This is a genomic window from Polaromonas sp. P4_F9 (genome assembly GCF_056401235.1).
In genome coordinates, this window is the sequence record NZ_JBFUJT010000010.1 from 1 (window position 1) to 26,125 (window position 26,125).

General features: G+C 61.5%; 24 protein-coding genes. 13 read left to right on the forward strand and 11 right to left on the reverse strand.

Annotated elements, in window-relative coordinates; genetic code table 11:
• Positions 1 to 92: 92 nt before the first annotated feature.
• On the reverse strand, positions 93 to 1,103 hold the full coding sequence (locus AC1DUB_RS10490; RefSeq protein ID WP_477729486.1) for a Bug family tripartite tricarboxylate transporter substrate binding protein: 1,011 nt from the start codon (positions 1,101 to 1,103) through the stop codon (positions 93 to 95).
• Positions 1,104 to 1,129: 26 nt separating this feature from the next.
• Positions 1,130 to 2,323, reverse strand: a complete 1,194-nt coding sequence (locus AC1DUB_RS10495) for a 3-hydroxybenzoate 6-monooxygenase (protein WP_477716987.1) — start codon at positions 2,321 to 2,323, stop codon at positions 1,130 to 1,132.
• A gap of 138 nt (positions 2,324 to 2,461) precedes the next feature.
• On the opposite strand from AC1DUB_RS10495, the gene AC1DUB_RS10500 reads away from it, so the two are divergent.
• Entirely contained in the window at positions 2,462 to 2,908 is a 447-nt protein-coding gene (locus AC1DUB_RS10500) for a MarR family winged helix-turn-helix transcriptional regulator (protein ID WP_477716986.1), read from the forward strand.
• Between the two features lie 107 nt (positions 2,909 to 3,015).
• On the opposite strand, the gene AC1DUB_RS10505 is transcribed toward AC1DUB_RS10500, so the two are convergent.
• Positions 3,016 to 3,318 carry an antibiotic biosynthesis monooxygenase family protein gene (locus AC1DUB_RS10505; RefSeq protein WP_477716985.1) on the reverse strand — a complete coding sequence of 101 codons (303 nt, stop codon included), beginning with the start codon at positions 3,316 to 3,318 and terminating at the stop codon, positions 3,016 to 3,018.
• A gap of 105 nt (positions 3,319 to 3,423) precedes the next feature.
• On the reverse strand, positions 3,424 to 4,266 hold the full coding sequence (locus tag AC1DUB_RS10510; RefSeq protein WP_477729487.1) for an aspartate dehydrogenase: 843 nt from the start codon (positions 4,264 to 4,266) through the stop codon (positions 3,424 to 3,426).
• Positions 4,267 to 4,459: 193 nt separating this feature from the next.
• Here AC1DUB_RS10510 and AC1DUB_RS10515 point away from each other — a divergent pair, with 193 nt between their 5' ends.
• Complete coding sequence (locus AC1DUB_RS10515) at positions 4,460 to 5,440, forward strand: LysR family transcriptional regulator (protein ID WP_477729488.1); 981 nt, start codon at positions 4,460 to 4,462, stop codon at positions 5,438 to 5,440.
• A 61-nt stretch (positions 5,441 to 5,501) separates the two neighbouring features.
• Here the strand turns inward: AC1DUB_RS10515 and AC1DUB_RS10520 are convergent, their stop codons facing one another.
• Positions 5,502 to 6,536 (reverse strand): NADP-dependent oxidoreductase, encoded by a 1,035-nt coding sequence (locus AC1DUB_RS10520; RefSeq protein WP_477729489.1) that lies wholly within the window; start codon positions 6,534 to 6,536, stop codon positions 5,502 to 5,504.
• 180 nt (positions 6,537 to 6,716) lie between these two features.
• Here AC1DUB_RS10520 and maiA point away from each other — a divergent pair, with 180 nt between their 5' ends.
• Positions 6,717 to 7,355 (forward strand): maleylacetoacetate isomerase, encoded by a 639-nt coding sequence (gene maiA, locus AC1DUB_RS10525; protein WP_477716982.1) that lies wholly within the window; start codon positions 6,717 to 6,719, stop codon positions 7,353 to 7,355.
• 190 nt (positions 7,356 to 7,545) lie between these two features.
• Positions 7,546 to 8,358, forward strand: a complete 813-nt coding sequence (pgeF, locus tag AC1DUB_RS10530; RefSeq protein ID WP_477729490.1) for a peptidoglycan editing factor PgeF — start codon at positions 7,546 to 7,548, stop codon at positions 8,356 to 8,358.
• On the opposite strand, the gene AC1DUB_RS10535 is transcribed toward pgeF, so the two are convergent.
• Entirely contained in the window at positions 8,266 to 8,628 is a 363-nt protein-coding gene (locus tag AC1DUB_RS10535; protein WP_477729491.1) for a hypothetical protein, read from the reverse strand. The genes pgeF and AC1DUB_RS10535 overlap by 93 nt on opposite strands.
• A 111-nt stretch (positions 8,629 to 8,739) precedes the next feature.
• On the opposite strand from AC1DUB_RS10535, the gene AC1DUB_RS10540 reads away from it, so the two are divergent.
• From AC1DUB_RS10540 to phbB, 3 genes are all read left to right on the forward strand, one after another.
• Complete coding sequence (locus AC1DUB_RS10540; protein ID WP_477729492.1) at positions 8,740 to 10,479, forward strand: PHA/PHB synthase family protein; 1,740 nt, start codon at positions 8,740 to 8,742, stop codon at positions 10,477 to 10,479.
• Between the two features lie 172 nt (positions 10,480 to 10,651).
• Positions 10,652 to 11,830: an acetyl-CoA C-acetyltransferase gene (locus AC1DUB_RS10545; RefSeq protein ID WP_477729493.1), complete on the forward strand. Its 1,179-nt coding sequence runs from the start codon at positions 10,652 to 10,654 to the stop codon at positions 11,828 to 11,830.
• 166 nt (positions 11,831 to 11,996) lie between these two features.
• Complete coding sequence (gene phbB / locus AC1DUB_RS10550) at positions 11,997 to 12,734, forward strand: acetoacetyl-CoA reductase (RefSeq protein ID WP_477729494.1); 738 nt, start codon at positions 11,997 to 11,999, stop codon at positions 12,732 to 12,734.
• 107 nt (positions 12,735 to 12,841) lie between these two features.
• Here the strand turns inward: phbB and AC1DUB_RS10555 are convergent, their stop codons facing one another.
• Positions 12,842 to 13,324, reverse strand: coding sequence for a Bug family tripartite tricarboxylate transporter substrate binding protein (locus AC1DUB_RS10555; protein ID WP_477729495.1), 483 nt, complete (start codon positions 13,322 to 13,324; stop codon positions 12,842 to 12,844).
• A gap of 25 nt (positions 13,325 to 13,349) precedes the next feature.
• Here AC1DUB_RS10555 and AC1DUB_RS10560 point away from each other — a divergent pair, with 25 nt between their 5' ends.
• Both AC1DUB_RS10560 and AC1DUB_RS10565 read left to right on the forward strand, forming a co-directional pair.
• The gene (locus AC1DUB_RS10560; protein ID WP_477729585.1) at positions 13,350 to 14,258 is read left to right on the forward strand and encodes a LysR substrate-binding domain-containing protein; all 909 of its coding nucleotides are present in this window, start codon (positions 13,350 to 13,352) and stop codon (positions 14,256 to 14,258) included.
• Between the two features lie 168 nt (positions 14,259 to 14,426).
• A complete protein-coding gene (locus AC1DUB_RS10565; protein ID WP_477729496.1) occupies positions 14,427 to 16,130 on the forward strand; it encodes a cation:proton antiporter domain-containing protein in 1,704 nt (567 codons plus the stop codon).
• Positions 16,131 to 16,213: 83 nt separating this feature from the next.
• On the opposite strand, the gene AC1DUB_RS10570 is transcribed toward AC1DUB_RS10565, so the two are convergent.
• The 3 genes from AC1DUB_RS10570 to AC1DUB_RS10580 all read right to left on the reverse strand — a co-directional run bounded on the left by AC1DUB_RS10570 (position 16,214) and on the right by AC1DUB_RS10580 (position 19,258).
• Positions 16,214 to 16,777, reverse strand: a complete 564-nt coding sequence (locus tag AC1DUB_RS10570) for a cupin domain-containing protein (RefSeq protein ID WP_477729497.1) — start codon at positions 16,775 to 16,777, stop codon at positions 16,214 to 16,216.
• Positions 16,778 to 16,850: 73 nt separating this feature from the next.
• On the reverse strand, positions 16,851 to 17,246 hold the full coding sequence (locus AC1DUB_RS10575; RefSeq protein WP_477729498.1) for an RNA-binding protein: 396 nt from the start codon (positions 17,244 to 17,246) through the stop codon (positions 16,851 to 16,853).
• 146 nt (positions 17,247 to 17,392) lie between these two features.
• A complete protein-coding gene (locus AC1DUB_RS10580) occupies positions 17,393 to 19,258 on the reverse strand; it encodes a M14 family metallopeptidase (RefSeq protein ID WP_477729499.1) in 1,866 nt (621 codons plus the stop codon).
• Between the two features lie 148 nt (positions 19,259 to 19,406).
• On the opposite strand from AC1DUB_RS10580, the gene dusA reads away from it, so the two are divergent.
• The gene (gene dusA / locus AC1DUB_RS10585) at positions 19,407 to 20,441 is read left to right on the forward strand and encodes a tRNA dihydrouridine(20/20a) synthase DusA (RefSeq protein WP_477729500.1); all 1,035 of its coding nucleotides are present in this window, start codon (positions 19,407 to 19,409) and stop codon (positions 20,439 to 20,441) included.
• A gap of 223 nt (positions 20,442 to 20,664) precedes the next feature.
• Here dusA and AC1DUB_RS10590 read toward each other — a convergent pair whose 3' ends face one another.
• Complete coding sequence (locus AC1DUB_RS10590; protein WP_477716969.1) at positions 20,665 to 21,129, reverse strand: Lrp/AsnC family transcriptional regulator; 465 nt, start codon at positions 21,127 to 21,129, stop codon at positions 20,665 to 20,667.
• 232 nt (positions 21,130 to 21,361) lie between these two features.
• On the opposite strand from AC1DUB_RS10590, the gene AC1DUB_RS10595 reads away from it, so the two are divergent.
• The 3 genes from AC1DUB_RS10595 to AC1DUB_RS10605 all read left to right on the forward strand — a co-directional run bounded on the left by AC1DUB_RS10595 (position 21,362) and on the right by AC1DUB_RS10605 (position 26,123).
• Positions 21,362 to 22,465 (forward strand): saccharopine dehydrogenase family protein, encoded by a 1,104-nt coding sequence (locus AC1DUB_RS10595; protein WP_477729501.1) that lies wholly within the window; start codon positions 21,362 to 21,364, stop codon positions 22,463 to 22,465.
• 410 nt (positions 22,466 to 22,875) lie between these two features.
• Positions 22,876 to 24,798 (forward strand): PrkA family serine protein kinase, encoded by a 1,923-nt coding sequence (locus tag AC1DUB_RS10600; RefSeq protein ID WP_477716967.1) that lies wholly within the window; start codon positions 22,876 to 22,878, stop codon positions 24,796 to 24,798.
• Between the two features lie 47 nt (positions 24,799 to 24,845).
• Positions 24,846 to 26,123 (forward strand): YeaH/YhbH family protein, encoded by a 1,278-nt coding sequence (locus AC1DUB_RS10605; protein WP_477729586.1) that lies wholly within the window; start codon positions 24,846 to 24,848, stop codon positions 26,121 to 26,123.
• Positions 26,124 to 26,125 lie beyond the last annotated feature (2 nt).

Consider the following 26,125-nt stretch of genomic DNA (forward strand, 5'->3'; position numbering starts at 1 on the left):
GGGCCGCGGAACCGGCTTTGCCGGGCCGCAGGCGCAGCGGCCCCCTCGGGGGGCAGAGAGCTACACGCAGTGAGCGAACGTGGGGGCATCATTTATTCGATCCTGATGCCGCGCGTCTGGATGATGTTGCCCAAAATGGCAGCCTCATCCTTGACGCGGCTCTTCAAGCCGTCGGGCGAGGTGCCCACGGCTTGCCAGCCCTGGTTGAAGAGTTTTTGCCGCGTGTCCGCGTCGCGGATGATGCGTGGCACTTCCTGCGCCAGCCGCGCCTGGGCGGCTTTGGAAAGGCTGGCCGGGCCGATCAGTGCTGTCCAGACTTCCAGGTTGACATTCTGCAAGCCGGCCTCCGAGAGCGGGGGCACGTCGGGCACCAGCGAGGAGCGCCCACCCGCCAGACCAATGGCCCTGAGCTTGCCGGAACGCACATGCGGCATGGCCACACCCGGCGGGATCAGCGCCATCTGGATTTGCCCGCCCAGCATGGCGGTCACCACCTGCGGGTTGCCCGGAAACGGCACATGCACCGGCAGCACGCCCGGCGCACGGCTCTTGAGCAGTTCCATGCCCAGATGGGCGACCGAGCCGTTACCCACCGAGCCGTAGTTCCACTGCCCGCCACCCTCGCGGGCGGCTGTGAAGAATGCGGCTCCGCCAGGCTGGCCGGCCGGCGCTACCAGCACCAGCGGCGCGGTGGTCAGCAGCGAGATGGGCGCAAAGTCTTTGGCCGGGTCGTAGGGCAGCTTGGGGTACAGCAGCTTGGCCGAGGTCAGGTTGCCGTTGATGACAACGCCCAGCGTATGGTCGTCGGTGGCCTTGGCTACCTGGTCGGCGGCAATGTTGCCGGAGGCACCGGGTTTGTTTTCAACAATGACCGGCTGGCCCAGTACTTTGGACAAGGGCTCGGCCAGCGTGCGCGCGGCCATGTCGGGCGTCGAACCACCGGGAAAACCGACCAGAATACGGACCGGCCGGGTTGGCCAGGGGCTGGCAATCTCTGCTTTTTTTGAGCTATTTTGTGCTCCAACCCAGGCGGGAATGGTGCAGGCGGCTATCAAAAGTGTGGCGCGGATTGCGGCGTTGGAGAGCGCGGCAAGCGTTTTCATGGGATTCTCCGGAAACTGTAAAACTTTCATTGGAACAGTTTTGAGGGCTCGATTCCGTCGTACATCCACTTCAGCCCGGCAAACCCGGCACTCTCCGTTCCGCTCTGGAACAACTGGTTGCGCAGCTCGCGCTGCACCCCCGCCGCATGGTAAATGTCACCATAAAAGCGGGCTGTCAGCTGCACGCGGCCGGTGCGCAGGTAGCGGGCCTGCTGGTACTTCAAAAAGGCCTTCTGGATGTCGCCGCGGGTAAAGCGCAGTGCTTCGCGCAGCACCACGGCATCTTCGATGGCCTGGCCGGCGCCCTGGGCCAGGTACTGCATCATGGGGTGCGCCGCATCGCCGAGCAGCGTCACGCGCCGGTCCGTCCAGTTCTTCACGGGTTCACGGTCGCACAACACCCACATTTTCCAGGTTTCGATCTTGCCCAGCAGTTCCTTGACCTGCGGGCATGCCTCGGCAAAACGCTCGTTCAGCTCGGCCGTGTCGCCAAAGGTGTTCCAGCCTTCGTCGTACTTGTTGCTGTGGAACACCGCCACCAGGTTGAACAGCTCGCCCCGGCGAAGCGGGTAGTGCACCAGGTGTGTTTTTTCGCCGCCCCACAGCAGCACGTCGTCACTCCACAAATGGGCGGGCACGTCTTCGCGCTTGAGCACCGCGCGGTAGGCGATGTGGCCCGACACGCGCGGCTTGCCGTCACCCACAACGACTTCCCGTATCCTGCTCCAGAGGCCGTCGGCGCCAATCAACGCGCTGCCCTGCACGGTTTCGCCATCGGCCAGGCGAACGCTGACACCCCCTTCGGATTGGTCGAACGACTCGACCTTGGCATGGGTGCGCAAGGTTACATGGGGCTGCGCCCGGCAGGCATCCAGGAACACCTGATGCAGGTCGGCGCGGTAAATGACGCCATACGGAAAACCATAGGTGGCCCGGGCCATGTCGCCCAGCGCCACGCGAACGACTTTCTCGCCGGTACGCACATCGTTCATGCCCAGACCCGCCGGGAAAAATGCCACGCGATTAACGACTTCGGTCAACCCCAGATAGTCGAACATTCGGAAGATGTTGGGACCGAGCTGGATGCCGGCGCCGATTTCACCAAAAGCGGCGGCCTGCTCCAGCACGGTGACGGGATGGCCGTCCTGCGCCAGCACCAGGGCCGCCGCCAGGCCGCCAATGCCGCCGCCCGAGATGATGAGGGGAGATGTTTGTGCCATGATTTTTACAGGATGAAAATCGGGAAGGGTTCGGGAGAGGTTCGGGAATAGCCCGGGAAATACCAGGGCGCCCATAAATGATAAGTATACATATCATTTATTGACTTGGTACTTACCCTGAGCGTTTAAACTCCGCACATGGCAAAAAGCTTTAATTTCAGTGACGCTCCGGGGCACCTCATTCGCCGGGCACAACAGCTTGCAGTGGCGATCTTCATGGAGGAGACGGCGGGTTTTGACGCGACGCCGGTGCAGTTTGCCATCCTGAACGCGCTGATGGATGACCCTGGCGAAGATCAGATCACGCTGTCAGGGCGGGTGGCGTTCGACCCAGCCACTTTCGGTTCGGTGATCGGGCGGCTGGAGGCCAAAGGCTGGGTCAAGCGTGAGGCAGATCCGGGCGACAAGCGCCGCAAACTGCTCTGGATCACGCCGGAAGGGGAGAAGGTTGCGCTGCAGATGAAACGCGCGGTGAGCCGGGCCCAGCAGCGCATTGTGGGTCCGCTGGATCCTGACGAGCGGGCGCAACTGGGCGCGCTGCTCGGCAAGATGATCGCCGGGCACGAAAAAGCTGCCAGGCAATGATGGCATCTCAATGATGGCATCCTGAAGGCAGTAAATAAGAAAAACAAAGAAAAACAAAGAAAAGCGGGGCTAAAAAACCCCGCTTTTCTTTTGGTCGAACGGTTGGCTCAGGCCGATTTGGCCAGCAGGTCGAAATGCTCCACGGTGGGCGGGCCAGCAAAAAACGGCCCGACAATGGCGCGCCAATCGGCAAAGGCTGGTGACTGGCGGAAGTCCACGGTGTGATTTTCCAGCGTCTCCCAGAAGATTTGCAGGATGTAGCGCTCGGGGCTCTCAATGCCTTTGTTGACTTTGAAACCCTGAAATCCCTTGGCCTTGGAAATCACGGTGCTGACGCCACGCTGGATGGCTTCGTCAAAAGCGGCTTGCTGGCCGGGGTGGATGCGGATGTCGGCGAGTTCGAGAATCATGAACGGTCCTGTGTTGATGTTGCGCACTATCGGGGTCAATACTGCGTAGGGGGTAACTCTACTGCCAAACCATCGAGCGCTGCGGTCAGCCTGATCTGGCAGCTGTCAAATCACGACAGCCGCGCGCCGGTTCAGCAACGCGTTGGCCAGGCTGTAGGCTGTCACCATCGAGGTCTTCGGGTTGGTCGAAGAAGCTCGGCCGTCGATGCGGATAGAGATGCGCCCGCTCGCGCCATCGGCCTCGATTTCATGGACATTACCGTCCACCTGTGGGTCTGCGATCAGTTCGACCTGGGTTTCGTCGAAACCCAGGCCCGCCAGTGCAATGGTTGCTGCGACATTGGCATTTTTCGGATAGGCCAGCGCCGCCATGCGAGCGCTGCCGCTGAAGAACACCGTGGGCCCGGTCAGCGCGTCGAGGTCGATGCAGGATTCGGCGGCCGTGTCGCGCCAAGCGGCAGGGGGCTTGCGTGAGCGGTATTGGACGAAACTGAGTTCGGCCCGCCGCGCCGCGCCGAGGATGTCTATGCCGCCGACGGCACCAGAGGCCAGCAACAGCTGGCGGCCACTGTTCTCAGCGGCCCGACAGAGCCTGTTGTGGCGCGCGGCATCCGCCAATGAGCCGGCCGAAACCAGCAGCAAGTCGCATCCCGCGCGCAGGACCTGTTCACCGTAGGCATCCACGGCCTGGTGGCCCGCGCATTCAACAACGATATCCGGCGCGCTGTGCAGCAGGTCCGCAAGCGAGTTCCATCGCGATGGGCCGGGATCCGAGCCTGGAGGAGGGGTTTTGATGGCTGTGCTGCCCATGACCAGCGCGCCTTGCACATCGACCAGGTCCGGCGACGTTTGAAGCACCCGGCACAACTCGGCGCCGATCGCCCCAAAACCGATCAATGCGACCCGCAGGGGCGGCTTGGTGGACTTGGTGATGATTTCCTGTGACATGGTGATTTTTTGTGGCGCTGTTTCCGCTGATGCCGAATTAGAAGCGGGAGGCCTGTCTCCATACAAACGGATTTTTTTGCTGGATTGATCACCTGGCGTGCCGAATGTCAAAACTGCGGTTAACGGCTGCGTCGAATCCGAACGATCGGCTATCGTTGCCATCGGGTTTAACTGCGCGCAAATTCATATTCACATGGCCAACAACAAATCGGGGTTGATCGACAGCCTTTTTACAGCGTCGCCATTGGCACGGGCCAATGTGACCTTGAGACAGCTTCGCGCCTTTGTTGCCTTGGCGCAGGCCAAGAGCTTTACGGCTGCGGCGAAACAGATTCACATCACCCAGTCCGCGCTAAGCGCGCTGGTCCGGGAGCTCGAGGAGGAAGTCGGCTCTCGTCTGTTCGACCGGACCACACGCAGCGTCGAGTTCACGGCCGCCGGGTTGGAGTTGCTGCCTGTGGCACAACGCGTCCTCCACGACCTGAACGGCGGCCTGGAGGTGCTGCGTGATCTGAACCTCAAGCGCAGGGGCCGCGTCACAGTTGCCGTGACGCCGCTGCTGGCGGCCAGCTTCGTGCCATCGCTGTGCGCGGCGCTCGGCCGACGGTTCCCCGAACTGCGTGTGGTGGTTCACGACCGGCTGGCGGCGGACAACATCCATGGCGTACGCTCGGGCGAAGCCGACCTGGCGATAGGGAACTTCGGCCCGGTGAGTGACGACATCGCGCTGACATTGATTGAAGGCAGCCGGGTTGGCGTTGTCATTCCCCGCGGGCACCGCTTCGCCGCCCGGCGTGGCGTGAACTGGGCGCAGCTCGTCGGAGAGCCCTTGATCCTGTTGAACAAGGAGAGTGCCTTCCGCCAGGTGGTCGAGCAAGCCTTGTCGCGGGCCGAGGTGATGCAGGAGCCCGCCTACGAAGTGGCCTACATGGGCACAGCCATCGGCTTGGCGCAGGAGGGGCTGGGGATCGCCATCTGCCCCTTGCATGTTGCGCGGTCGCTTGACAGCACGCTGGCGCGGTTTGTTCCAATGGTCGGCCCTGCGGTCACCGATGGTGTTTACATCGCAACCCTGAAGGGGCGCTCGCTGTCCCCGGCCGCGCAGGCGTTCGTTGACCTCATCCTGGCCGGTCGGCCATGGGCTTCACTGACGGGTGTGAAAATCGGCAAATGAGCGCAAGCGCCCTTGTCCTTTGGGGACACCCCAGACGGATGGCAGTGTCAGCAAGACCGTTTCAGTCCTGGGCCACCTGCAGCACCAGTTTGCCAAAGTTTTCCCCGTTGAAAAGCTTGAGCAGCGTCTCGGGAAAGGTGTCCAGGCCGACCACCACGTCTTCCTTGCTTTTCATGGTGCCGGCCCTCAGGTAACCCGCCAGCTCAGCCACGGCCAGGTGGTAGCGGTCGGCGTAGTCAAACACGACAATCCCTTCCATGCGCGCCCGGTTCACCAATAGCGAGAGGTAGTTGGCCGGACCCTTGACGGGCGTGGTGTTGTTGTACTGGCTGATCGCGCCGCAGATGATGATGCGCGCGCCGCGTGCGAGTTTGGCCAGCACCAGGTCGAGAATCTCGCCGCCCACGTTGTCGAAGTAGATATCAACGCCTTTGGGACAGTGCTCCTTCAGGCCGGCCCGCACGTCGCCGTTCTTGTAGTCGATGCAGGCGTCGAAGCCCAACTCGTTAACCACCCAGTCGCACTTGGCCTTGCCACCGGCAATGCCGACCACGCGGCAGCCCTTGAGCCGGGCGAGTTGGCCCACGGTTTGCCCCACGGCCCCGGCCGCGCCAGAGACCACCACAGTCTCGCCCGCCTTGGGCTGGCCGACGTCCATCAGGCCAAAGTAGCCCGTCATGCCCGGCATGCCCAGCACATTGAGCCACTGGGTCAGCCCCAGGTGCGGATCGATCTTGAACATGCCGCTGCGCTTGACCTGGTCCGCCGGAATCAGGCAGTACTCCTGCACATTCAGCCCGGCATTGACATAGTCGCCCACGGCAAATGCCGGGTTTTGGGAGGCGATGACCTTGCCCACGCCGCCGGCGCGCATGACGGCGCCAAGCTCGACCGGCGGGATATAGCTTTTGGCATCGTTCATCCAGCCGCGCATGGCCGGATCCAGCGAGAGGTAAAGGGTTTTGACCAGCACGCCGCCTGGGCCGGGTTCCGCCACCGGTTCGGTGGTGAAGTCCCAGTTGGCGCGGGTGGGCAGGCCCGCCGGGCGGCTGGCCAGGCGGATCTGGTGGTTAACTAATTCGGTGATGGCGCTCATGAGGTGTCTCCATGGAGGGCAGGTTGCAGGTGACCGCTTTTTGCGGCCGCTGCGCATGGTAGCCGCGCCAGGCCCGGCAGTGAGTCGCGCAGGTGATTCGGCGGAACCTGTACAGGTCGGCAACACTTTTACAGGCTGTGCGGATAGCTGGTACCCAGCATTTCAGTTTATGCTTTCAGGATGAAGCTTCACAACTATTTCCGCTCCTCCGCCTCCTTCCGCGTCCGGATTGCGCTGGAACTCAAGGCCCTGGACTATGAGTACATTGCCGTGCACATTGCCCGGGGTGACCATAAAAAAGAACCCTATGCAGCCCTTTCTGCCGACACTTTGGTGCCGCTGCTGGAGGTGGACGGTGAAAAGCTGTCGCAGTCGATGGCCATCATCGAATACCTGGACGAGAAGCATCCGTTGCCACCACTCCTGCCCGCCGATGCGGCAGGCCGCGCCAAGGTGCGTGCGCTGGCCCAGTCGATTGCCTGCGAAATTCATCCGCTCAACAATCTGCGCGTGCTCAAGTATCTGGTGCGGGAGCTCAAGGTGGAGGAAGAGGCCAAAAACACCTGGTACCGCCACTGGTGCCGCGAAGGGCTGGAAGCCTTCGAGCGGCAGCTGGCCCAGTTGCCGGCCTCCACTTATTGCTACGGCAACACCCCCACGCTGGCCGACTGTTGCCTGGTGCCGCAGATTTTCAACGCCAAACGCTTCAATGTGAACTTCGACGGTTTGCCGCGCACCATGGCGGCGTATGACGCCTGCATGGCGCTCCCGGCGTTCCAGAAGGCCCAGCCTTCGGCCTGCCCCGATAACGAAGCCTGAAAATGTGGCCCCCACGCTCCCCACTCCGTGTGGTTCGCGAGGCCTTGCAGGCCGCGGCTCGCGGGACGCGTCGCCTCTGTCGCCTGTCCAAACCTGCTCAAGCAGGTTCGGAGCCGCAGGCTCCAGCCCCTCGGGGGCTAATTTTCCTAGGGGCGGCCCGTCGGAAAATTGCTCTGCAGACCAGGTCGCTATGGATGCACGCTGGCTGATTCCCGACTGGCCTGCGCCCAAAGGTGTTCGGGCTGTGTTCACAACCCGTTCAGGAGGCGTGTCTGCCGCGCCCTACGACAGCATGAATCTGGGCGACCATGTGGGCGACTTGCCTGAGCGCGTGGCCACCAACCGCTCGCTTTTGCAGGGTGCAACCGGCACCCGCTCCGTATTCCTCAAGCAGGTTCATGGCAGCGAGGTGCTGGAGCTTGGCCCGGACACCGCCGATGGCCAGCAGGCCGATGCCTGCGTCACGGTGCAGTCCGGGCTGGCCTGCACCATCATGGTCGCCGATTGCTTGCCTGTGCTGCTGGCCACTGAAGACGGGGCCGTGGTAGCCGCGGCGCATGCCGGCTGGCGGGGGCTGGCGGGTAGTGGAACTCAGGGTGGGCGAGGTGTTCTGGAGACGGTTTACAGCTCTTTTACCGCGCTCGCCAGGAAAAGGCGGGCGCAGGATACTATCAAAATAGTAGCCTGGCTGGGTCCGTGCATTGGGCCCTCGGCGTTTGAGGTGGGCCCTGAAGTCAAGGCGGCATTTGAAGCTGCACAGCCTGAAGCCGGTAGCCTGTTTGCGCCGGCCGGGGCAGGCAAGTACCTGGCCGATCTGCCCGCGCTGGCCCGCCTCCGGTTGCAGGCATTGGGCGTCACGCAAATTTATGGCAATGACGGCAGTGCTCCCTGGTGCACCGTGAGCAATCCCTCAAGGTTCTTTTCCCACCGGCGGGACGCGGGCGTTGGCGGCAACGGTTTCGGCACACCGGGGCGCATGGCTGCCTGCATCTGGATGGAATGACGGGGTTGCCGTGTCCGAGATCGCACCGGCGGCGTCAACATCATCACCTGCATCGGCGCGCGTTCGCTGCGCGAACTCTTCGGCCTCGCGTTTTTTGATCGCCCTGCTGCGTGCCGGGGCACCCATTAGGTAAACCACCAATGCCGCAGGACCCGCGCCATAGAGTACAAAGGTAATAAGCGCTCCCAACACCGTTCCGTTGCTGTTGGTGGCTTCAGCAACGCTCATCATGAGCACGACGTAGATCCAGGCGATGACAATCAAATACATATAAAACTCTGAGTTCGGTCAGAAATTTCGAAGAAAACCCTACGATACTGAAAGCCTGTGTAAAAAGGCGAAAAAAGGGTCTTCAGGACTCCATCTCATCAAGGAGGCAAGATGAATTCTGACGCACAGTGGTCCCAGGCGGCCCGACAGATGCAAGAAACTTTTGGCGCGGGCTTCCAGCAGGTGCTGGGCGCATTCGGAACAGCGAGCCCCCCAGCCGGTTTGCCGCAAATCGATCTGTCCACATTCCAGCAGGCTCTCCCGTCCCTCCGCTTCGATCCTGTCAAGCTGCAAGAACTGCAGCAGCAATACGTCCAAGACGCCTCAGCGCTCTGGAACCAGGGCGTTCAGGCCGGTACCGCCGCCGCCGTCTCTGACCGGCGCTTTTCCGGTGAAGCCTGGAATGCAAACCCTGTCTCCAGGTTCTCGGCCTCCGCCTACCTGCTCAATGCCCGCACCTTGATGGGACTGGCCGAGGCGGTGGAGGGCGATGAAAAAACCAAGGCGCGCCTCCGATTTGCCGTTGAGCAGTGGATGGCGGCAACGGCACCCAGCAATTTTCTGGCCCTGAACGCCGAAGCCCAGCAAAAAGCCATTGCCAGCAAGGGCGAGAGCATTGCCCGGGGTATCCAGAACCTGTTGCACGACATGAAGCAGGGCCATCTGTCAATGACGGACGAAAGTGTTTTCGAGGTGGGCAAAAATGTTGCCACGACCGAAGGCGCGGTGGTGTTTGAAAATGAATTCTTCCAGCTGCTGGAGTACAAACCACTGACGGCGAAGGTCTATGAAAAGCCCTTTCTGCTTGTTCCGCCCTGCATCAACAAGTTTTATATTCTGGATCTGCAGCCCGACAACTCGCTGATCCGCTATGCAGTCAGCCAGGGCCACCGGACTTTCGTGGTGAGCTGGCGCAACCCCGACGAGTCCATGTCCGGCAACACATGGGATGACTACATCGAGCACGCCGCCATCAAGGCCATCGAGGTGGTGCAGGAGATCACCGGCGCCAAGACCATCAATGCGCTGGGATTTTGCGTTGGTGGCACGATTTTGGGAACGGCGCTCGCCGTGCTCGCCGCGCGCGGCGAAAAGCCGGTAACCAGCGTCACGTTGCTGACCTCGCTTCTTGACTTCACCGACACCGGAATCCTGGATATTTTCATCGACGAAAATTCCGTCAAATACCGTGAGGCGGAGATGGGAAAAGGGGGCCTGCTCAAGGGGCAGGACCTGGCGGCTACTTTCAGCTTCCTGCGGCCCAATGACCTGGTCTGGAACTACGTGGTGGGCAACTACCTGAAAGGCGAAACGCCGCCGCCGTTTGACCTGCTGTACTGGAACAGCGACTCCACAAACCTGCCGGGCCCGTTTTACGCCTGGTACCTGCGCAACACCTATTTTGAGAACAACCTGATCAAGCCAGGCAAAACCGTGGTGTGCGGCCAAAAGGTCGATTTGGGCAAGCTCGACATGCCGGTTTATATCTACGGCTCGCGCGAGGACCATATCGTGCCAATTGGCGGGGCCTATGCGTCAACGCAGCAGCTGCCGGGCAAAAAGCGTTTTGTGATGGGCGCTTCGGGCCATATTGCTGGCGTGATCAATCCACCGGCCAAGAAAAAACGCAGTTACTGGACCAACGACAAGCTGCCGCAGGGCAAGTTTCCCGCGGAGCAGGCTGAGTGGCAGAAAAATGCCACGGAACACCCCGGCAGCTGGTGGACGGACTGGTCCGACTGGCTCAAGGGCCATGCCGGCAAGCAAATTGCCGCGCCCAAGGGCTACGGCGGTCGCCAGCACAAGAAGATCGAGCCCGCGCCGGGCCGGTACGTCAAGGTGAAGGCCTGAAGATGACCGTCTCAATCTTCATCTCAAACCTCCATAAAAACATGGAAAGTATCCAATAATTTACTGGGCTCAGGTATCAAAAAAGCCCATGGCAGACGTTCAACCGACGGGTACCTCCGGGAGAATGTCACGACAAGATTTGCAACACGACTTCACACCAAGGATAGACATCATGGAAGACATTGTTATCGTTTCAGCAGGCCGCACGGCCGTTGGAAAATTTGGCGGTTCCCTGGCGAAAACACCTGCAACCGAACTTGGCGCAGCCGTGATCAAGGCGGTGCTCGAGCGTTCAGGCTTGAGTTCCGAGCAGGTGGGCGAAGTCATCCTCGGCCAGGTTTTGACGGCTGGGGTGGGCCAGAATCCGGCGCGCCAAGCCGTGATCAAGGCGGGCTTCCCGAACGGCATTCCCGGACTGACCATCAATGCCGTTTGCGGCTCCGGCCTCAAGGCCGTCATGCTGGCGGCGCAGTCCGTGGCGACAGGCGACAGCGAAATTGTGATTGCCGGCGGTCAGGAGAACATGAGTGCGGCGCCGCACGTGCTGAACGGCTCGCGTGACGGCCAGCGCATGGGCGACTGGAAAATGATTGACTCGATGATTGTGGATGGCCTCTGGGACGTCTACAACCAGTACCACATGGGCATCACCGCCGAGAATGTCGCCAAAAAATACGGCATTGGCCGCGAGGCGCAAGACGCCCTGGCGCTGGCCAGTCAGACCAAGGCCGCCGCTGCTCAGGACGCCGGTAAATTCAAGGACGAGATTATTCCGATCTCCATTCCGCAGAAAAAAGGCGACCCGCTGGTGTTTGCGGCCGACGAGTTCATCAACCGAAAAACCAGTGCTGAGGGCCTGGCCGGCCTGCGCCCCGCGTTTGACAAGGCTGGTGGCGTCACTGCCGGCAATGCCTCGGGCCTGAACGATGGTGCGGCGGCGGTGATGGTCATGACGGCCAAAAAGGCTGCCGCGCTCGGCCTCAAGCCGCTGGCACGCATTGCAAGCTACGCCACGACCGGCCTGGACCCGGCCTACATGGGCATGGGCCCGGTTCCGGCATCGACCAAGGCGCTGCAACGCGCCGGCTGGAAGGCGCAGGATCTGGACTTGCTGGAGATCAATGAGGCTTTTGCCGCGCAGGCCTGCGCGGTGAACAAGGAAATGGGCTGGGACACCAGCAAGGTCAACGTCAATGGGGGCGCAATTGCCATCGGCCACCCGATTGGTGCGTCCGGTTGCCGCATCCTGGTGACGCTGCTGCACGAGATGGCGCGACGCGATGCCAAAAAAGGTATCGCCAGCCTGTGCATTGGCGGCGGCATGGGCGTGGCGCTCACGCTGGAGCGCTGACCCTCAGGTAAAACAGCCCGATGCCCGCGCAATTACCCCGCTGAAGGCTATTGAATAGATAGCCGATCGGAATGGAGCAGGGTAGATTAGGGCAAACAAGAGCAACGCAGAGTAACTCAGAGCAAAGCAGAACAATTTCGCAAAATTGCATATCAAGGAGAACGACATGACGAAGAAAGTAGCGTATGTGACCGGCGGCATGGGTGGTATTGGAACCGCCATTTGCCAGCGGCTGGCCAAAGATGGCTTCACGGTAATCGCGGGTTGCGGACCCACGCGTGATTTCACCAAATGGCTCGACGAACAGAAGGCGTTGGGCTACACCTTCTATGCATCGGTCGGCAATGTGGGCGACTGGGATTCCACGGTGGCCGCCTTTGACAAAGTCAAGGCCGAGCATGGCCCGGTGAGTGTGCTGGTGAACAATGCCGGCATCACGCGCGACGGCCAGTTCCGCAAGATGAGCAAGGGCGACTGGGATGCGGTGATTTCGACCAACCTCGACAGCATGTTCAATGTGACCAAGCAGGTCATTGAAGGCATGATTGAGGCAGGCTTCGGCCGCATTGTCAACATTTCATCGGTCAATGGCCAGAAAGGCCAGTTTGGCCAGGTGAACTACTCCACAGCCAAGGCCGGCCTGCACGGCTTTACCATGGCGCTGGCGCAAGAAGTGGCGAGCAAAGGCGTGACGGTGAACACCGTCAGCCCGGGCTATATCGGCACAGACATGGTCAAGGCCATACGCCCTGATGTGCTGGAGAAAATTGTGGCCGGTGTCCCCGCCAAGCGCCTGGGCCAGCCGGAAGAGATTGCCTCCATCATTGCCTGGATTGCGTCTGAAGAAGGTGGTTATGCCACCGGCGCGGACTTCTCGCTCAATGGCGGTTTGCACATGGGCTGAGTGCCCGCATGCAGGATAAAAAAACCCGCCTCGGCGGGTTTTTTTATTAGGCACTTGACTTGATGACTGCAGATCGTACCGGTCACGGCCAAATTTTTAGCGGAGGTTCAATCAGGCTTGATGCGCGCCTGCCGCACGATGTCCTTCCAGATGGCCTGTTCACCGCGAATGAAGGCTGCGAATTCTGCCGGCGGCTGCCCGCCAATGGTTGCGTTGTCGCCCGCAAAGCGCTCAGCCGTTGCGGGTGATTGCAGCGCCTTGGCCGACTCCTGCTGCAGGCGCTGGACAATCTCGACGGGTGTGCCGGCCGGGGCCAGAATGCCGTACCACTGCACCGACTCGAAGTTGCGGTAGCCCATCTCGGCCACGGTGGGGACGTYCGGCAGGGCTGGCAGTCTGGCCGGCGTGCCCACGGCAATCGCGCGCAGGCGGCCACTGCGGATGTGCGGCAGAAGCGCTGGTGTTCCGGCAGAGAAAACCTGCGTCCGCCCTGCMAGCAGGTCGGTCAGCGCCGGTCCGGTGCCGCGGTAGGGAATATGTGTCATGAAGGTGCCGGTGACCAGCAGGATCGACCGGCCATGTGGATCCATTTCGACTGTTCAGCAGGAGCCCATCATCGATTTACGCCGTCTTGAATATTTTGTGGCCGTTGCCGAGGCCGGCAGCTTCAGCACGGCTGCAGCGGTGCTGGTGATGTCGCAGCCCGCGCTTAGCCAGCAGGTGGCCCTGCTCGAACAGGAAATCGGTCAACGCCTGCTCAACCGCACAGGGCGTGGCGCCGAGCCTACCGACGCGGGGCTGGCGCTGCTGACGCATGCGCGGGCGATTTTTGAGCTGGCGGAACGGGCCCGGGCTGACATGCAGGAGCGCAAGCTCATCCCCAGCGGTCGCATCACCATCGGCCTGCCGCCGCGCGTCGCCCACGCCATGACGGCGGATCTGGTGGAGCGCTTTCGCGCCGAGTTCCCTGATGCCGCCATCAGCGTGGAAGAGGGGCTCAGCATTCGCCTGCGTGAATGGCTGGTGGCCGGCCGCCTCGATGTGGCGGTGCTGTTTGACCCGCCCGCGTCGCCGCTGCTGAACATCGAAACCCTGGCGCGCGAGCCGCTGGTGCTGATGGCCTCCACCCCGTTGCCCGCCCGCATTCGCCTCGCCGATGTGGCGGCGCTGCCGCTGGTGCTGCCCAGCCGGCCAAACTCGCTGCGCCAGCTGCTGGAGAGCGAGGTCAAGCCGCGCGGCTACCTGCTCAAGGTGGTGGCCGAGGTGGACTCCATCAAAACCGTGTTGTCGCTGGTGGCGCGCGGTGTGGCCGCAACCGTGCTGCCGGCCAGCGCCATACGGGAGTGGACGCATGACACACCGCCTTTCATGGCTGCCATCCATGCGCCGGTGATTCGCAACCGCCTGTGTATTGCGGTTCCCAAGGCGCGCCCGGCTACCCGCCTGAGCCGCTCTCTCGTGAACCTGACACGGGAGCTGTGCGAACAGTATTACGGCGATGCTGCGCGCCAGCGAAAGCCGTGAACCAGGTGCTTCAGAACGCGCACTATCTCGCACTGTCGCGGACGATCACGCACTATTTTTGCTTCGGCTTGTTTTCTTCTGACTGTAGTAAATTAGGTCGGCGCCGCCTTGCGCGGCTTTTGTTCGCGCCCGCCTCTCTCCGCCTCTTGTTGAAGGAACCCCTCCCGCATGCCCCATAGCGTCTCCCTTATCAGCACCATCGCCGCCGGCCTGGGTCTGGCTTTGATCTTTGGTTTTGCGGCTGCACGGCTTCGCTTGCCCGCCATCGTTGGCTATCTGCTGGCAGGCGTGATCATCGGGCCCTTCACGCCGGGCTTTGTGGCCGATGCCGGGATTGCCAGCCAGCTTGCCGAGATTGGCGTGATGCTGCTGATGTTTGGTGTCGGTCTGCATTTCTCGCTGGATGATTTGCTGGCGGTCCGCAAGATTGCCATACCGGGTGCTGTGGTGCAGATGGCCGTGGCGACCGCGCTGGGCATGGGGCTGGCGCACTGGTGGGGCTGGAACCTGGGTGGCGCGCTGGTGTTCGGGCTTTCACTGTCGGTGGCCAGTACGGTGGTGTTGCTCCGCGCGCTTGAGAGTCGGGGGATTCTTGATTCCGTCAACGGGCGCATTGCCGTGGGCTGGCTCGTGGTGGAAGACCTGGCCATGGTGCTGGTGCTGGTCTTGTTGCCGCCGCTGGGCAGCTGGCTATCTGGTAAAGCCGATGCTTCCGCCGATGTCAACATTCTGTGGAAAACGCTGGGCATGACGCTGTTGCAGGTCGGCGGCTTTGTCGCGCTGATGCTGGTCGTGGGGCGGCGGTTTTTTCCGTGGGTGCTGTGGCAGGTGCAGCGCACGGGTTCGCGTGAGCTCTTTACCTTGTGCGTGGTGGCGGCCGCCGTCAGCATCGCGTTTGGTGCGACAGCGCTGTTTGGCGTGTCGTTTGCGCTGGGCGCATTTTTTGCCGGCATGGTGATGCGCGAGTCCGAGTTCAGTCACCGTGCCGCAGAAGAGTCGCTGCCGCTGCGTGACGCTTTTGCGGTGCTGTTCTTTGTCTCGGTCGGCATGCTGTTTGACCCCTGGGTGCTTCTTGAGCGCCCGTTGCAGGTGCTGGCGGTGGTGGGCATCATCATTGTGGGCAAATCGCTGGCGGCCGGCCTGCTCGTCATGGCGTTTCGCTACCCGCTCAATACCGCGCTCACGGTGTCTGCCAGCCTGGCGCAGATCGGCGAATTTTCTTTCATCCTGGTAGCCCTGGGTGCGTCGCTTGGACTGTTGCCGCCGGAGGGGCAAAGCCTGGTGCTGGCCGGAGCGCTGATCTCGATTGCGCTGAACCAGCTGGTCTTCAAGGCTGTTGAACCTTTTCAGCAATGGATACTGGGCAAGTCCGCACTGGCTCGCAAACTGGAAGCACGTGACGACCCAATGGCCCAGCTGCCGGCCAGCACTGAAGCGAAGTATCTCTCGCACCATGTGGTGCTGGTCGGTTATGGGCGGGTAGGGCGGCGCATCGCGGAGGCGCTTGGGGCCCACCACATCCCTTTTGTCGTGGCCGAGCAAAACCGCGAGGCAGTTGAACGGCTGCGGGAGCAGGGTTTGCCCGCGGTGTCAGGTGATGCTTCGGAGCCTGATGTGCTGATTCAGGCGCATATTGCGCAGGCCCGCATGCTGGTGATTGCCACAGCCGACACGCTGGATGTGCGGCAGATGATTGCGACGGCCCGGGCGCTTAATCCGGCGATTGAAACCGTGGTGCGCACGCACAACGAGGCCGAGGCCAAGCTGCTGGAGCAGGAGAATGCCGGCAAGGTGTTTCTGGGGGAGCATGAGTTGGCGCAGGCGATGACGCGCCATGTGCTGGAGCGCTCCGCCGCCAGTGTTGCGCATTAGCGGAGGCTTTTAAGCCCGCACACGAACGAAGCGCGGCGGATCGTACCGCTAAACGCACCAGGTCCCTGCAGACGTGGGGTTGCTCATGGAGCAGCGTGTTCAATGAAGACCGAGAGGTGAGGGTGCTCACGCCTGATCAACTGGGCCTCGTGGCCGTCGGTATGCATCATCTGGAAATCGGAAAAATCGAATCCGGGGCCAACCATGCAGGCCACGAGGGTGAATCCGTCGGGATGACCGGCCAGGGGCCGGGCGGCTTGCCAGAGGCCCGCCGCAATGACGTGCTGGGGTTGATGCGAGAGTGGCCCGGCCATCTCCTCCGAGGCGCTGACGCGACCGAGCGGGATACAGCTTGCCTGGTGGCGGGTCGCATCCCACGCCCAGAGTTCAAGCGGCGCGCCTTCGAGGTATACCCAGACCTCATCTGAAAGCACCTTGTGCCAACGGGAATGCTGCCCGGCCTCCAGCAGGAAGTAAATGGACGTGAGGGCTTGGCGCGCCGGCCGCCCATCCGCAGGCTGTACCTGCAGGTCCGAGCGGAAGACTTCGCGGTACCAGCCGCCCTCGGGATGGGGCTGCAGTTGCAGGCAGGCAACCAGTTGCCGGGCACGCTGTTCACCGGTAAGGCGAGGCTGGGTCTGAGTCATGGGGCGCAGTTTGCCTCAAGTCCGATGATCTTTCACCCCAACTCAGAGAGGCCCCACGGGATGAGGCCAGAGGCTACTCCAGGTCCTCCATGGCCAGCGAGTGGTATCTCTGGGCATAGGAGAACGGCACCTTGCGCACCACCGCCATCACGCGCTCGGTGTCCTCCCCGGAGTGCACGGGAATCATCAGTCCATAGTGGCCTTCCCGTGCCAGATCGCCGAATTTATGGACGGTCGCCCCTTCGGTACCCACAGACGGCAGATGTACATCTGAATGTCCATCGGCCGGGCTGATTTCCTTGAGGATGGTTTCCGGGCTCAGAAGCATGACGCCGTCGTTGCCTGCCTCGAGTTCACTGGCAACCTTGCGGGCGTCTGCGGCATCCGGAAACATGATGACCGCGTAGCCCGTCGGGTAAAAAACACCGCCCATATTCAGCATTTTTTTGGTCAGTTCAAAGTTTTTCATGGCCTGTCCTTTTTGCATCAACCTGATCATTAAGGCGCGAAAATCCTCTGCGCCCGGTCAGCCATGACATCCTCTTCCTGTCAGACACAGGCGTCAAGACCATCGGCCACCGGTTGGTGGACCGCAGAACGGCTCAAGAGAATGGCTCAAGGCAAGTCTTCGAATTTGATGGCCGGCTCGGCCATCACGCGCACGGTGCTTTGCAGGCTGTCCACGATCTGGTTGGCAAAATAGCTGCTCTGTGTGTCGGGCTCCAGCGCGGCAAGCACGAGGTTGCCCAGAGGCTGGTTGAGCGGCACGTAGTAGCTTCCGCGCGGCACATCGACCACACCGCGCAGCAGGCTCACTTGCGTCTTGATGACCGGTGCGCCGCCTGCGATCGTGCCGCGCACGTCCTGCCGCTCGCCCGTCGTGCGCGAGCTTTCCCGGTAGCTGTCGCCCAGCAGGGAGCCGGGCTCTGCCACACGCAACACCTGTACGCCGTGCAGGCGCAGCCGGTCCACGGCCTTGCCCGAGTCTGCGGACAGCCAGTACCCGCAGGGACGTGCGCGCACCTTGACCTTGCGCAGCGCGAGCGCCGAGTCCCAGTCCACCGTGACGGCCTTGTCGGCACCGCTCACGGGATCCAGCATGAGCAGCTCGTACTGGGCGGGCGTAGCTGCCGCTTCCACAATGGCTTCGTCCTTGCAGGCCTGGGCGCTGACTTCCTTGTCGAGGTAGGGGCGGAGCTGGTTCAGGTCGCTGGCGCGCTGGGCGGTGCTGGCGAGCACGCTGGTGATGGCCGTCACGTGGGTATGCACGCGCCGCTGTATGTGCAGCCGCCCGATGCCCACACCGCGTGTTTCGATCAGCAGGCTCACGGCATTCTTCAGGCCGTTCACATTGCGGCCCGTATCAGGCTGTGTGCCGCCCATGGAGATCTTTTTATCGGCCAGGTCGGTGGATGTGGTGTAGTACCACTCGGTGCTCAGGCCCTGGGTTTTAAGGGCTGCCAGCAGGGGGCGGCGGTACCACTCCTCGGCGGCTTTGGTCAAAAACTCGGGGATATTGGCGGTGGTGGCGTATTGCAGCAGCGCGTCGAACTTCTGCACCGTGCCAAACTTTTGCTGGAAGCGGCCCAGCACGGTGTATTCGTGTGCATCCACGACCACCATGGGGCGGTAGTCACGCGTAAGCTGGGCCAGCGCCTGGGCTTCAGGCGTGTTGAGCAGCAAATGGTCGCGATTCATGTCCAGCCCACCGGTGGTCACCCGCTGGTCACTGGCCGAGCCATCGGGATTGGCACGCGGAACCATGACGACATTGATGTGTTCCAGCACAGGCCGTAAACGGCCCTGAGCAAGCTCCCTGGCAATGATCAGCAGCGCCTCGCTGCCGGCGGGTTCGTCGCCATGCTGCTGCCCCACCAGCAATACCGTGGGCCGGCCTGCCGCCTGGAGGGCGGACGGGTCTGTGTCGCCGGCATGGGTCAGGACCAGCGCCTCAAGGGCTTCGCCGCGCTGCGACCGGCCGATGGGCAAAACGGCAGCCGTGACGCCCGGCGCACGCGATGCGGCCATCGCCTGATCGCGCAGCCAGGCCTGGATTTCCGTCTGGGTGGTGAAACTGGTGCGGCCGGCTTGCAGGCCGGGTGTGTTGTAAATCACCGAGGGTGCCGGAAAGCGGGCAGCGACAGCGGCGCTGTACGGTGCTGGCGGATCGGCGGGCGCTGTGGACGGTGTTGCAGCAGCGGCGGCAGACGGCGATAGCGGCGAGGCTGGGGCGACCGGCGATATCTGCACGGCTGCAGGGGGCGCAGCCGGCCGTGGCACGGTGGCGGCAATGGGCCGGGGACTTGCCGGTGCACCTGCGACCGGGGCTGGCGAGGAAGGCGTCCAGGGTGGCAGGGGTACCGACGTGCACGCCGCCAGCAAGGCCAGCGGCACCGCCGCCAACCTGATTCGTCCGGCCCAGGGCCGATGGTCTGGCGACCGGGTGCCGGATGCATGGGGGGGGGGCGCGGGTCTGCTCATGCTGTCAATTCCTTCGTGTTGTGTGCCAGCCGTTTCAGGGCATGTTACCCGGCTTGGGGACGCGGCCTGCCTCGTTGGCGTGCCCCGTTTTGCCCAGAGACAAGGGGGATAACTGTAGGCTTTTTACTCTGCTGGGATAATTGGACCCATGTCAACGCCTGTTCCCGGCCTAGCCGATTCTTTGCCTTCAATTACCGACAGCCGCGCGCATTCGCCGTGGCGCTTGAGCGTTGCCCCGATGATGGACTGGACGGACCGGCATTGCCGCTACTTTCACCGCCTGCTGACGGGCCACGCCTTGCTGTACACCGAGATGGTGACAACGGGCGCCCTGGTTCATGGCGACGTGCCGCAGCATCTGCGGTTTGGCGTAGAGGAGCACCCGGTGGCCCTGCAACTGGGCGGCAGTGAGCCGGCCGAACTGGCCCAGTGCGCCACGCTGGGCGAGCAGTGGGGCTATGACGAGATCAACCTGAATTGCGGCTGCCCCAGCGAGCGGGTGCAGCGCGGCTCCTTCGGCGCCTGCCTGATGGCCGAGCCGCAACTGGTGGCCGATTGCGTCAAGGCCATGGTCGATGTGGTGTCCGTTCCCGTGACGGTGAAGCACCGTATTGGCATCGACAAGGGCGAAAGCTACGGTTTCGTGCGTGATTTTGTGGGGGCGGTCAGCGAGGCGGGGTGCAGCACCTTCATCGTCCATGCGCGCAATGCCTGGCTCAAGGGCCTTTCCCCGAAGGAAAACCGCGAAGTGCCGCCGCTGCGCTATGAACTGGTGCACCGGCTCAAGGCCGAGTTTCCGCAACTCACCATCGCCATCAACGGCGGCATCACCACCAGCACCCAGGTGGCCGAGCAGCTGCAGCAACTCGACGGGGTGATGATTGGCCGCGAGGCGTATCACAACCCCTGGTGGCTCAGCGTCTGGGATGCGGCGTTCTACGGTGCGACTGATGTCGAGCGGACGCGAGAATCCGTTGAAGCGCAGATGGTGGACTACATGGCACGCGAAGCCGCCGAGCACGGCACGCCCTGGAGCGGCATCGCACGCCATATGCTGGGCCTTCGCCATGGCCTGCCCGGTGCACGCCGCTGGCGGCAGGTATGGAGCGACCACAAGCTCAAGGCTCTGCATCCGCGCGATGTGATGGCGCTGGCGCATGGAGCTGTGCAGGAGGCTGCATAAGCCGGTTACCCCTTGTTTGAGACTAAATTGACCATTAGCCCTTGGTTAATGTAGGGCAATCAGCTATTAAAAATGTAGCAGTTGGCGCTGCCTGGAGCTGGTTGCAGCTTTTGGAAGCGCCGGGGAGGGTGGTCAGGATGGCCGGGAACGCCTGGTGCGCCGGGAGCAAATTGCTGATGCGGCGTGCGCAGCCTCCCTTGCTGCTGTACTCCCCTTGATTCCCTCAGGTCTGTGAGAGCCCGACGGCGCTGCGCCGGTCTATCTTGCGGCTGAGCACGATGGACGTCTGTGTGTGGTTGACGCCCTCAATCAGGCCGATGCGGTCCAGCAGCGTGTTGAGCTGCTCATGGGTTTCACAGCGCAGGAAAACCAGGTAGTCGAACTGTCCGCTGACGGCCGACACCTCTTCAATCTCGGGCATCTGCGCCAGTGCTTTGAGGACGGAGGCTGCTGTCTTGGGCAGGATGCTCAGACTGCAGTAGGCGCGCACAGCGGCACTGTCCAGTCTTTGGCCCAGTCGCACGCCGTACCCCGCCACCACGCCGTCGCGTTCAAGCCGTGCCAGGCGCGCCACCACCGTGGTCCGCGCGAGCTTCAGTTTGCGCGCCAGGGTGGCGGCAGGCTCGCGCGCATTCGCCTGCAGGAGGCTCAGCAAGCGCCGGTCAGTGTCATCCAGATGCATGCTCATACAAATTGACTGTTAATAAAGTCGTTATGACCAATATAAAACACGTTTTTGACGGAATTGTCAATACACATTGACAGTGATGAGTCGTACGATGAAGGTGAATGAGGCCTGGATGGAGCTTCGAGATGGAGCAGCGATGAAGTGGGCTGAAGCAGGTGTTTAGTCCTCCATAGCCGCAACAGTACGAGAACAGCACGAAAACAGCACGAAAAACAGCATGAAAGGAAAGGGTATGGCCACCACTGTCAAGCCCATCACCATACTGGGTGCCGGGCAAATCGGTTTTGCCATGGCCGTGTTGCTCAAGCAGGCCGGCGATTATGAGATTCTGGTGGCCGACCAGGACAGCAACCGGCTGAAACCGCTGGCCGCCCTGGGTGTTGATGTGATGGTGGTAAATGACGAGGCCTCGCTGGCCCGCGCCCTGTCTGGGCGCTACGCCACGCTGAACGCGCTGCCCTTTCATTGCGCCCTTACCGTTGCCGGCATGTGCGCCAAGGCGCGTGTCCATTACTTCGACCTGACCGAGGACGTAGGAAGTGCCCAGGCCATTCGCGCACTGGCGGCGGATGCCGCCAGCGTGCTGATGCCCCAGTGCGGGCTGGCACCAGGCTTCATTGGCGTCGTGGGGCATGATCTTGCGCGCCGGTTTGACCGTCTGCTGGACCTGCATCTGCGCGTCGGCGCGCTGCCGCGCTATTGCCTCAACGGGTTGCGCTACAACCTGACGTGGAGCACCGAGGGACTCATTAATGAATACTGCAATCCGTGCAACGCCATCGTGGATGGCGAGCCCACGCAGGTCACGGCACTTGAAGGTTACGAGACCTTTGTACTGGACGGCGTGGAATATGAGGCCTTCAATACATCGGGCGGGCTGGGTACCCTCGCGGAGACCCTTCGCGGAAAGGCGCGCAACGTCGACTACAAATCGGCCCGCTACCCCGGGCACTGCGCCGTCATGAAGTTATTGCTGAACGACTTGCGGCTGCGTGAACGCCGGGACTTGCTCAAGGATATTCTGGAGGCAGCGATCCCGGTGACGGGGCAGGATGTCATTGTGGTGTTTGCCTCCGCTTCTGGCTACCGCAATCAGCGTCTGGTTGAGGAGTCGTATTTCGCGCGCATGGTGGGTACCGAGATTGACGGGAACTCCCTGAGCGCCATACAGTTGACGACAGCCGCCGGAATTTGCACCGCGCTCGACCTGGTGGCGAAGGGCACCTTGCCTCAAGCCGGCTTTATCGGGCAGGAGCAGATAGCGCTCGACGAGTTTTTGCAGAACCGGTTTGGCCGCGCCTGCATCGAAAATTTTGCGGAGGCAAAACCCGTATGACGACCCGCTTCAAGCTCCGCATCGAGGCTCCCGTGTGGACATGCTACGGTAAATGCAGCATGCTGGCAGTCGTGTCAGGGTGGCGCTGTCTTGCTGTTGCGCTGCTGCTGGCGAAGCATCTTCGAGCGGCTCCGCGAAACAACGTGAAACTCTTTCCGAGGTGTTTTGCCGGAGGATGGCGCCATTTGGCCATTTGGCATTACGCTGGAGGTTCGGTGTGCGCGTCAACCGTTGCGTATTTGAAAAAAAGAAGGAGTGGCGTGCAATGCTCCTTTACCGGAACTTTTATCTGACCTTAAAATCTACCTAGCACCAAGACTTGAGGTATACATTCGAGTCATAAGCGGTAATTGAAGAGATTCTTTGCCACGGGTCGAGAACCTTCATTTGCCGCATACATAGGAGGCCCTATGGATGTCGTTCGCAATTTCCTGGCGCGGTATGAGCAAACGCGGGAGGAGGAGTTGTCCATCGAGGAATACCTCGAGGCGTGCAAGCACAACCCTCTTGTCTATGCAACGGCGGCTGAGCGAATTCTCGCAGCCGTTGGTGAACCTGAGCTGCTGGACACCCGGCATGATCAGCGGCTGTCACGCCTTTTCGGCAACAAGGTCATCAAGATCTACCCGGCATTCCGGGACTTCTACGGGCTGGAAGATCCGATCGAGCAAGTGGTGTCCTACTTCCGCCATGCCGCACAGGGCCTGGAGGAGAAAAAGCAGATCCTGTATTTGCTGGGGCCTGTGGGCGGCGGCAAATCGTCGATCGCCGAGCGGCTCAAACAACTGATGGAGCAAGTGCCTTTCTATGCATTGAAAGGCTCGCCCGTCAATGAGTCACCGCTCAGCCTGTTCAACAATGCCGAAGACGCCCCGGTGCTCGAATCCCAGTACGGCATTGCGCCGCGCTATCTGCAGCGGGTGATGTCGCCATGGGCGGTCAAACGGCTTGACGAGTACGGGGGGGACATYCGCCAGTTCCGTGTGGTCAAACGTTTCCCCTCCATCCTGAAGCAATGTGCCATTTCCAAGACCGAGCCTGGCGACGAAAACAACCAGGACATTTCTTCGCTGGTGGGCAAGATCGATATCCGCAAGCTGGAAACCTACGCCCAGGACGACCCGGATGCCTACAGCTATTCCGGTGGGCTGTGCCTGGCCAACCAGGGTCTGCTTGAATTTGTCGAGATGTTCAAGGCCCCCATCAAGGTGCTGCATCCGCTGCTCACTGCGACCCAGGAGGGCAACTTCAAGGGTACCGAGGGCTTTGGCGCCATCCCGTTCGATGGCATTGTGATGGCTCACTCCAACGAAAGCGAGTGGAAGGCTTTCAAAAACAACAAGAACAACGAAGCTTTCCTCGACCGCATCTACATCGTCAAGGTGCCGTACTGCCTGCGCGTGTCGGAAGAAGTCAAGATATACGAAAAGCTGATCCGCAACTCTTCCCTGATCAACGCGATCTGCGCCCCCGGAACGCTGAAGATGATGGCGCAGTTTGCGGTGCTGACGCGTCTGAAAGAGCCGGAAAACTCGAGCTTGTTCAGCAAGCTGCAGGTGTATGACGGTGAGAACCTGAAGGACACCGATCCCAAAGCCAAGAGCTACCAGGAATACCGCGACTACGCGGGTGTGGATGAGGGCATGAGCGGCATCTCGACGCGTTTTGCCTTCAAGATCCTGTCCAAGGTGTTCAATTTCGATTCCACCGAAATCGCAGCCAATCCGGTGCACCTGATGTACGTGCTGGAGCAGCAGATCGAGCGCGAACAGTTTTCGCCCGAGACCGAGCAGCAATACCTGGCCTACATCAAGGAAACCCTGGCGGTGCGTTATGCCGAGTTCATCGGCAAGGAAATTCAAACGGCCTATCTGGAGTCGTATTCGGAATATGGCCAGAACATTTTCGACCGCTACGTCACCTATGCCGACTTCTGGATTCAGGACCAGGAATACCGGGATACCGATACCGGGGAAATCTTCGACCGTTCTGCGCTCAATGCCGAGCTTGAGAAAATTGAAAAACCGGCAGGCATCAGCAACCCGAAGGATTTTCGCAACGAAATCGTCAACTTCGTGCTGCGCGCGCGGGCCAACAATGCGGGCAAGAACCCGATGTGGACAAGCTATGAGAAGCTGCGCAGCGTGATTGAGAAGAAGATGTTCTCGAACACCGAAGACCTGCTGCCCGTGATTTCATTCAATGCCAAGGCGAGTGCGGACGAGCAGCAAAAACACGAGGACTTTGTCAACCGGATGGTCGCCAAGGGGTATACCACCCGCCAGGTCCGGTTGTTGTGTGACTGGTACCTGCGCGTTCGCAAAAGCTCCTGAAGTTCGCAGCCTGTCGCACGGGCGCGCCATTTTGTATCAGACCGGAGATCACAGTGCTCCAGCAAGTCATTGATCGGCGGTTGTCGGGGAAGAACAAATCGATCGGCAACCGCGAACGCTTCCTGCGCCGCTTTCGCGCGCAGATCCGGGAAGCCGTTCGCCGTGCCGTGGCTGGCCGCAGTATTCACGACATAGAGCAGGGCGAGGACATCACACTGCCGCGGCGCGACGTGTCCGAGCCAGTGTTTGGACATGGATCCGGCGGCATTCGCGAGACCGTCCACCCCGGTAACCGTGACTATGTGCGCGGCGACCGGATCGAGCGTCCGTCGGGCGGTGGAGCCGGCGGGCCAGGTCCGGGTGCCAGCCAGGACGCCACCGGCGAAGACGACTTCGTGTTCCGCATCACGCGCGAAGAGTTCATGCAGTACTTCTTTGACGATCTTGCGCTGCCTCATCTGGTGCGGACCCAGCTCTTGCCCGATGCACCCGAGTGGAAGTTCCGGCGTGCGGGCTTCATTTCCGAGGGAACGCCGACCAACCTGCATGTGGTGCGTTCGATGCGGGTCGCGCTGAGCCGGCGTATTGCCTTGGGCGGGGATACCCGGCGGCGGCTGCTGGAGCTGGAAGCGCAGCTGGCAGAAGCCATGCGCCAGACGCCGGCATTGCCTGGAGAGATTCATGCGCTGACAGTGCAAATTGAGGCGCTACGCCGACGGATTGGGAAGATCCCGTTTTTTGATCCGTTTGACCTGCGTTACCGTAACCGGGTCAGGGTGCCTCTGYCGACTGCCAAGGCGGCGATGTTCTGTCTGATGGATGTTTCGGGCTCGATGGACGAGGCGCGCAAGGATATTGCCAAGCGTTTTTTTATCCTGCTGTACCTGTTCCTGAAACGCCATTACGAGAGGACCGACGTCATCTTCATTCGCCACCACACGCAGGCTACCGAGGTTTCCGAAGAAGAGTTCTTCCAGTCGACTGAAACCGGTGGCACGGTGGTGTCCAGTGCCTTGACGCTGATGCACCAGATTATCCAGGCCCGCTACCCGCCTGGCGAATGGAACATCTACGGGGCCCAGGCTTCGGACGGCGACAACTGGCATCAGGACTCGGCCAGGTGCCGCGAGTTGCTGATGGGCAAGCTGCTTCCGGTGTCGCGGTACTTCGCTTATGTGCAGGTGGGCGAGGAAGACCAGAACCTGTGGGAAGAGTACACCCAGGTGCAAGATACCAGCCAGAACTTCGCCATGCGCAAGATCAGCGATGCTGCGGAGATTTACCCGGTGTTCAGGGAACTGTTCAAGAAGGGCGCCAGCACATGAGC